Source organism: Candidatus Binatia bacterium (assembly GCA_036382395.1).
Taxonomy (GTDB): domain Bacteria; phylum Desulfobacterota; class Binatia; order HRBIN30; family HRBIN30; genus JAGDMS01.
The window spans coordinates 1-7,189 of sequence record DASVHW010000243.1; the positions used below are offsets into that span (position 1 = coordinate 1).

The following is a 7,189-nucleotide window of genomic DNA, read 5'->3' on the forward strand; positions in this document are numbered from 1 at the left end:
CACAATCTGTACGCCTTCTACGGCGTTCAGGCCTTGGACGGCAGCTTCAAGGACAAGCGGCGACCCGATTTTCGTACCACCGGCCAGCTAAACTCGCTGGGATTCCGCTACGACCATACCAATCTCCTGTCGTACGACAACCCGAGCCACGAGCGGAATTTTCGCGTCTACGGCGACTGGTACGACCGCGCCCTCGGCGGCGACTTCGATTACGTCGACTGGGGCGCCACCGCGGCGCTGACGCAGCCGTTGGGAAGCTACGGGACCATTGGCGCGCTTCAGGTCCTGGACGGCTTCAGCGAACCGCTCGGTGGGAGCTTGGTTCCCAACCAGGGCCTCTACAGCCTCGGCGGATCGCTGTCGATCCGCGGCATCGGGGCGGAGGAGGAACTCGGGCGCAATATGTTTCTCGTACGGGCGGAGATCCGTCACGACCTCTACCCGGAGCTCGACCTCAATCTGTTCGATCTCCTGGTGATGCGCCGCTCGCAACTGCGCTTCTTCGCCGATAGCGGTCGGGTCAGCAATTCCGCGGCGAAAGTTTACGATGTCGGTGGCTACGCCGTCGGCGTGGGCGTCGGTCTGGCGGCAGTGTACGACTTCATGGGGTTCTTTCCGTCGGTTGCGTACATCGAAGTCGCGACGCGGGTGGACGACGCGAAAAAGGCGAGCGACGTGCAGTTTCTCTTCGGTACGCGACAGGCGTTCTGAGCGGCAGGCCCGAGTCAAATGCCTTTCAGGGCTTGCCGGGTGCCGAAGCATCGTTGTAAGGAGTAACCAAAGGGGAAGTCGTGTGAATCGTGACGAGGTGAAGCAAAGCTTGAAGACACTTCTGGTGGAAGGCTTGCGGCTGGAGGGCGTTCGGCCGGAAGATATTCAAGACAGTGAGCCGATATTCGTGGAAGGGCTCGGTCTTGATTCGATTGACGCGCTCGAGTTGGTGGTGCTGGTCGAAGAGCGCTTTGGCCTGAGCATCCCCGATGAGGAGGTTGGCAAACTCGCATTCGCATCGCTTGATGCCCTCGCCGATTTTGTCCTCGCGAATCAGAACGGCACCGCGGCGCCGCAGGCGTAGCGCCGGATTGGCCGTGCCTGAAAGACGGAATGCCGGTGCGCAACAAGCTGCTCTGGGTGATTGCCGGCGTGGCGGCCGGACTGACGCTCGGCCAGGGCGGTGCGGCGGCGCGCTGTACCTCAACGGAGACGTGCCTGCGGGTGATTCAGCAGGCCCAGCAGGATATGCGCACAATGGCGGCCGCATTCGTCCAGGTGAAACACGTGAGTCTCTTGGACGAGCCGCTGGTTTCAAGCGGGCGTTTCATGTTCAAAAGGCCCGACCGTATCCTGCTGACACTTGAGGAGCCGCAGCCTTTGACGGTCACGATCAAGGGCCGTGACGTGCACATCCCGAATCTGCCGGAGCGCGACCGCCAAGGCCTCGGCATGGCGCCGATGGCCGCCATGTTCACGCAATTGAGTGCGATTTTCACCGGGTCAATGCAGGCGTTGGAGCAAGGCTTCGAGGTGTCGGCTGCGGAAGATGGTGCGGCGATCCAGGTGAACCTGGTCCCGCGGCAAGAGTCGTGGAAGCGCATGTTCCACTCAATCCAACTTCGCTTCGCGGGGCCGGGGCTGTTGGCGCAGAAGATCCGTCTCGACGACGCCCTCGGGGACAGCTTGGAGATCACCCTGAGTGATGTGCGGCGGAACGTTGATATCCCCGATGCGATGTTCGACATCGGCACGCCGCGGGCAGAAAGCAGCGGCCAGAAGTGACGCGCCACGGATGAAGCCCGAACCCCTGACACCGTGCGCCCGGGAGCGAGACCTGGCTCCCCGGCTCCCGCACGCGTACCCGTTTCGTATGCTCGACGGCGCCATCATGCTGGAGCCGGGCCGGTGGGCGGTGGGCATGAAGAATATCACGCGCGATGATCCGCTGGTCGATGGCGAGGGGGCGCTCGTGCCCGTTCTGCTTGCCGAGGCGATGGCCCAGATCGCCGGCCTGACGGTGTCTGATGCCTCGGACCCTACGTCCCCGGCTGTGCTGGCGCAAATCGACCGCTTCCGCTGTCATTTGCCGATTGTGGTTGGGGACCGCTTGCTGGTGGTGGCGCGGGTGGTGCGGCGATTTGGCTCGACGGTAAAGGTGAGAGCCAGCGTGAAGGTGGCGGGCCGTTTCCGTGCCGCTGCCGAGTTGGTGCTACATTGTCCGCAGGCAGTACAGCGCGAGCAATGAGTCTGAGAGTGGCCGGACGGGCACGGTTTACTGCTCTCACCGCGCTGGCCGTTGTCAGCCTCTGGTCGTGTTCGGTGCCGCCTCCTGTGCCTTCACCCCTGCCGGTGCTGGATCCGGCGCGGGCGCTCGAGACCGTGCGTGAGCGCGAAAACCGCATCATGTCGCTGCGGGCACGTTTTAGTGCCGACACTCAGCGCGAGGGGGAACGGCACAGCGCCGACGGAGTGTTGCTGGTCAAGAAGCCGGACAGGTTCCGGCTGCGCTTGATGTTGCCGTTCGGGTTGACCATCTTCGACTATGTCAGTTGGGGAGACCATGCCCAGCTGGCGCTGCCGATGGAAGACAAGATCATCAATGGCCGGCCACGGGACAACCGTGTGGCGTTTTCCCAGGAAGACCTCGGTCAGGCGTTTCTGCGCGGGCCGAACGCTTTCCCTGGGACCTGCCGCGCCAGCGCTGTCGAGGCGTCAGGAATTGTCGTCAGCTGCCGCGATGCCGCTGGCACCCTGCTGCGCCAGATTCATGTCGATGCGCACGCCGGAACGATCCTCGACGAAACCAGCTACGAGAGCGAGCAGCCGCGCCTGGTGATTCGCTATGACGACTATCGATCGGTCGGTGACGCGTCGTTGCCGTACCACATCGCATTGCGCTACCCGGGCCAGCATCTGATGCTCGACGTTGCCATTCAGCGCTACGAAGTGAACCCAGCCCTGGCCGACGATCTGTTTCAGCCAGTGGCGCCGTGGGCTGGATCGTGAGCTTTCCCTACGCCGTCTGGGTTGCTGCCATCGAGCGCCATCACCGGCTGATCGTGGTCGCGTCAGTCGTGGTGTGTTTGCTGTCCGCACTCTCGTTGACACGCCTGCATCTCGACATCGATGTCCTCAACATGCTGCCGCAGGGCCGGCCGGCCTTCGACGACTTCAAGTCGTTCATGGCGGACTTCGGAGAGCTGAACCAGCTGGTGGTGATGATTGAGGGTGAACCGGCGGATCGGCTGCAGGCGTTTGCCGACGCCTTCGCGGTCCGCCTGGCGGGGCTCGACACGGTTGCCGCGGTCCACTCGCGGATCGACGTGCAGCAGATTCTCGACGGCGTCCTCGGCCGCTACCTGTACAACTATCTTACCGAGAAGGACTACGCCGAGCTGGCGCAGCGCCTGACGCCGGCTGGCATCGATGTGCAGGTCGCGGCCGACCGCGCCATACTCAGTGCCCCGTTCGATCTCAGCGCCACCAAGGCGGTCGTCGAAGATCCATTAGGCGTGCGGCGGCTGGCGGCCGGCGCCTTTGCAGAGTCGTACACGGGGGTGGCCCCCAGTCTGAGTGGCGGGTACTTCGGTTCAAGCGACGGGAATGCGTTGCTGGTGCTGGTGCGGCCGAAGCAGTCGGCCTTCGAGGGCGGCTTCAGCGAGCGCCTGATGGGTCAGGTGCGCGCGGCGGAGGCCGAAACCCGTGCTGCCGTAGAGGCGCAGCATGCTGCTGTAGCTGTAGGGGCGCAGCATGCTGCGCCTCTACGCGTGGCGTATACCGGCAGCTACGTGTACGCGATCGAGGACGCGGCGACGCTGCAAGGGGATGTCAGTCGGTACACAGCCCTGGCGCTCATCGGCGTGCTTGCCGTCTTTTATGTCGGCTACCGCAACCTTCGCATCTTGCCGTTCGTCACCTATCCACTGATCGTGACGACGCTGGTGACGTTTGCGTTATCGCTCCTCCTGTTCAAGGAGCTGAACGCCGTATCGATCAGCTTTGCCGCAATTCTCTACGGACTGTCGATCGATTCCGGTATCTACTTCTACTCGCGCCTGCTGCAAGAGCGGCAACACCAGAGTCTGCGTGCGGCGGTGACTGCCACGTTGGCAGGGTTGGGGCGGGCGAACCTGGTGGCAACGACGACGACGGCGGCGGCATTCTTTGTGATCGGGTTTTCCTGCCTCGGGGCAGTGCGCCAGCTCGGGTTCCTCACTGCCTTAGGCATGCTGCTGACGACGGCACAGTTCTTCACGCTCTATCCTGCGCTCGGCTTTTTCGTGGCGCGGCCGGAGCATGAAGGTGTCGGCATATTCGAGACCCGGCACCTGGCGCGTGTGGCTGAAGCCGCAGCGAAGCGGGCGGTACCGTTGGCGACCCTGGCGGCGTTGCTGGGCGTGGCGCTTCTGTTTGCCGCGCGCCAGGTGACGCTGGATATCCACCTGACGCATCTGCGGCCGCGCCATTCCGAGGCAGCACGGGTGCAGGACGAGATCGCGGCGCGGTTCGGCTGGCAGGAGTCGGGAGGTGCGGTGCTCGTCCGCCGTGCCACTCTGGAGGAGGCGCTGGTGGATAGTGAAGCGGTTGGGTTGCAGCTGCTGCAGTACCAGAGTGAGGGCGTGCTGCAATCGGTGCAGAGCGTCCAGGCGGTACTGCCGTCGGTCCGCACTCAGCAGGCGCGGCTCGCCCTATACGATCAGTTGCCGCGGGCGACGGCGGTCGAAGAGCTGCGCGCAGCGCTGGCGCGCCATGGCTTCGTGGCACCACGGTTTGCGGACTTTCTTTCGCAGTTCCGGCAGCCGCGCCGCGACATCGTCGGCATTGACACCCCGGCGCTGGCGCCGCTGGCGTTCCTCGTCAACCATCACGTGCGCGTGCGGCAGGGTGAGTCCATCGTGGCGACCTACGTGCAGCCAGCCGCGGGGATCACCCTGCGGACCGTGGCCGAACGCCTGCAGCACGACGCCGGCAATCTTCGCCCCATTCTGGCATCGCGTTCGCTCTTGGAGGAGGAGCTCGGAGCGGTGTTACGCCGCGAACTGGCGCGCTTCTTCGTCCTGGGGTTGGTCGGTAACTTCCTGCTCCTGTTGATCAGCTTCGGCAGCGTGGGCCTGGCGGTTGCCGTCCTCGCCCCGGTGGTGCTGGTCGTGATCGCACTTTTCGCGAGCATGTGGGCGACCGGCATTGCGCTCGATCCGGTCAACCTGATCGTGACGGCGCTCATCTTCGGCATCGGTGTCGACTACGGAGTCTACATCGTTGCCCGTGCCCGTGAACGAGGGAGTGCGCCGGCGGCCATTCGCTACACGGGCAGGGCGGTGGTAGTGACGGCGCTGGCTACGATCACCGGATTCGGATTCCTCGGGTTATCGCGCTATCCGGCCTTGGCGACCATGGGCTTACTCACCGGGTTGGGACTGTTTCTCTGCCTGGCCTTGTCTATTATTCTCCTGCCGGCGTTGATGAAGCTCTTGTGGAGGAACGAGGGGGCGCAAAGATGGACACAGCGACTGTAGCGATGAGTGGCGCCAACGTGGGAGACCGTGATCAGGCATTACGTGACACCGTGGCGCGGGCGCGGCGCAGCGTCTTCTACGCCCGGCACCTCGCGGGGCACGAGTTGAACGGGCGTGCGGACCTTGAGCGGCTGCCATTGACGTTCAAGCAGCACCTGCGCGACGCCGGTCCTTTCGGCATGCTGGCGGTGCCGCCGACCAAGGCATGGCACTATCACGAATCGAGCGGCACCAAGGGCGAGCCCATCTCCACCTGGTGCGGGTTGGCGGAAGTGCGCGTCATGGCCGAGCTGATGCGGCGGATGGTGCCCGAGCTTTCGGCCGACTGCATCATGCTGAACCGGTTCCCCCTGTTCGCACCGGTGTCGTTCATCTTCGAAGACGCGCTCCGTCTGGTGGGTGCCTGCCACATCGCCGCGGGCAACGTCAGCTGGGATGTGCCCTTCACGCGCGCGCTCGATTTCATCCGCCGGCTGCCGGTCACGGCGCTGGCGAGCTTGCCATTCGAGCCGATCCTGCTGCGCGAGCTGGCGCGTGAGCAGGGACTCGACGTCCAGCGCGATCTGGGCTCGGTGCGTGTGGTCGTTTGCGGCGGCGCGGTGCTGCCGCCGGCGCTGCGTCGGGTGATCGAGAAGGACTGGGGCGCACGCGTCGCGGAGATCTACGGATCGAACGAGACGATGGGGCTCGGGCTGAGCTGCGTCGAGGGGCAGCTGCACCTCTGCTCGGATCTGATCGAGGCGGAGGTCCTCGATCCGCAGACGCACGTTCCGGTGCCACCCGGTGAGATGGGCGTGCTGACGGTGACCAGTATGGTGCACGAGGTGATGCCGCTGGTGCGCTACGTCACCGGCGATCTCGTCCGCGTCAGCCCGGAGCCGTGCCGGTGCGGGATTCCGGACCCGGTGTTGCAAGTGTTCGGTCGCCTTGACGACGTGATTGAAATCGATGGCGCCCGCGCCACGGCATACGACGTCCTCGACGGCGCCTACGAGTTTGCCGATCACCTCGACACGCGCATCTTCTTCATTCTGGTGCGCCGCCGCGGGTTACACGTTCTGATCGAGGTCGCTGATCCGCAGCACGCGCGCGATCCGGCGGCGGAGCGGCGGCTCAACGAACGCATCGGCCTTCCGGTCACAGTCGAGTATCTGCCTCACAATGAGGTGATGGACCGCAGCGCGCTGTTTCGTACGCCGAAGATCTACAAGCCGAGCCAGATCAGCGACTGGCGCGGTGAAGGTCGCAAGCCCATCACCGTCATGGAGGCGCTGCTGGAATGGCCGCGTTTCGACGCGCGCACACTGATGCATCTTGGCTTGCGCCAGATCCGCAACGCACGACGACGGCGCCGGTACCTGCGGGAGGATCGCCGCGAGTGATTCGAGCCGTGGCGGAAGAGGCGCGCGCGGAGCCTGCTCCGACATCCCAGCGACGGAGCCGTATTGCCGTGGTCGTCAACCCCCACTCGCACACCGGCGCGGGAGCAGGCGCGTGGGCGCGGGGACGCGAGTCCTTGCGCCGCGACGCCATCGTCTGCGGAGAACTGGAGACCTGCGCCGACGGCGACAACGTCCGGCGTATGACGCGCCTGCTCGGCGACACTCGCCCCGAGATCGTGATTGCGGCCGGCGGCGACGGCACGGTCAGTGACGTCGTACAGGCCATCATGCTCACGA

At 64.8% G+C, this 7,189-nt stretch carries 8 protein-coding genes; all 8 read left to right on the plus strand.

Translation table 11 applies throughout. From position 1 onward, the window contains the following. A partial coding sequence (locus VF515_11400) for a hypothetical protein (protein ID HEX7408238.1) occupies nt 1-711 on the plus strand: 711 nt, incomplete at its 5' end. An 82-nt stretch (nt 712-793) separates the two neighbouring features. Then, nucleotides 794-1,075: a phosphopantetheine-binding protein gene (locus VF515_11405; protein ID HEX7408239.1), complete on the plus strand. Its 282-nt coding sequence runs from the start codon at nt 794-796 to the stop codon at nt 1,073-1,075. Between the two features lie 35 nt (nt 1,076-1,110). Then, nucleotides 1,111-1,776 (plus strand): outer membrane lipoprotein carrier protein LolA, encoded by a 666-nt coding sequence (locus tag VF515_11410; GenBank protein HEX7408240.1) that lies wholly within the window; start codon nt 1,111-1,113, stop codon nt 1,774-1,776. Between the two features lie 10 nt (nt 1,777-1,786). Then, nucleotides 1,787-2,239, plus strand: a complete 453-nt coding sequence (locus VF515_11415; GenBank protein ID HEX7408241.1) for a 3-hydroxyacyl-[acyl-carrier-protein] dehydratase FabZ — start codon at nt 1,787-1,789, stop codon at nt 2,237-2,239. Beyond that, the gene (locus VF515_11420; protein HEX7408242.1) at nt 2,236-3,000 is read left to right on the plus strand and encodes a hypothetical protein; all 765 of its coding nucleotides are present in this window, start codon (nt 2,236-2,238) and stop codon (nt 2,998-3,000) included. Before VF515_11415 ends, VF515_11420 begins: the two co-directional genes overlap by 4 nt. Continuing rightward, nucleotides 2,997-5,510, plus strand: coding sequence for an MMPL family transporter (locus tag VF515_11425; protein ID HEX7408243.1), 2,514 nt, complete (start codon nt 2,997-2,999; stop codon nt 5,508-5,510). Before VF515_11420 ends, VF515_11425 begins: the two co-directional genes overlap by 4 nt. Continuing rightward, complete coding sequence (locus VF515_11430) at nt 5,492-6,892, plus strand: AMP-binding protein (protein ID HEX7408244.1); 1,401 nt, start codon at nt 5,492-5,494, stop codon at nt 6,890-6,892. Before VF515_11425 ends, VF515_11430 begins: the two co-directional genes overlap by 19 nt. Continuing rightward, on the plus strand, nt 6,889-7,189 hold a 301-nt coding region (locus tag VF515_11435), incomplete at its 3' end, for a diacylglycerol kinase family protein (GenBank protein ID HEX7408245.1). The genes VF515_11430 and VF515_11435, both read left to right, overlap by 4 nt.

Excerpts from the sequence above, each read along its gene's own strand:
- VF515_11415 (HEX7408241.1), top strand. The coding sequence starts at position 1,787 with ATGAAGCCCGAACCCCTGACACCGTGCGCCCGGGAGCGAGACCTGGCT.
- VF515_11420 (HEX7408242.1), top strand. The coding sequence starts at position 2,236 with ATGAGTCTGAGAGTGGCCGGACGGGCACGGTTTACTGCTCTCACCGCG.
- VF515_11430 (HEX7408244.1), top strand. The coding sequence starts at position 5,492 with ATGGACACAGCGACTGTAGCGATGAGTGGCGCCAACGTGGGAGACCGT.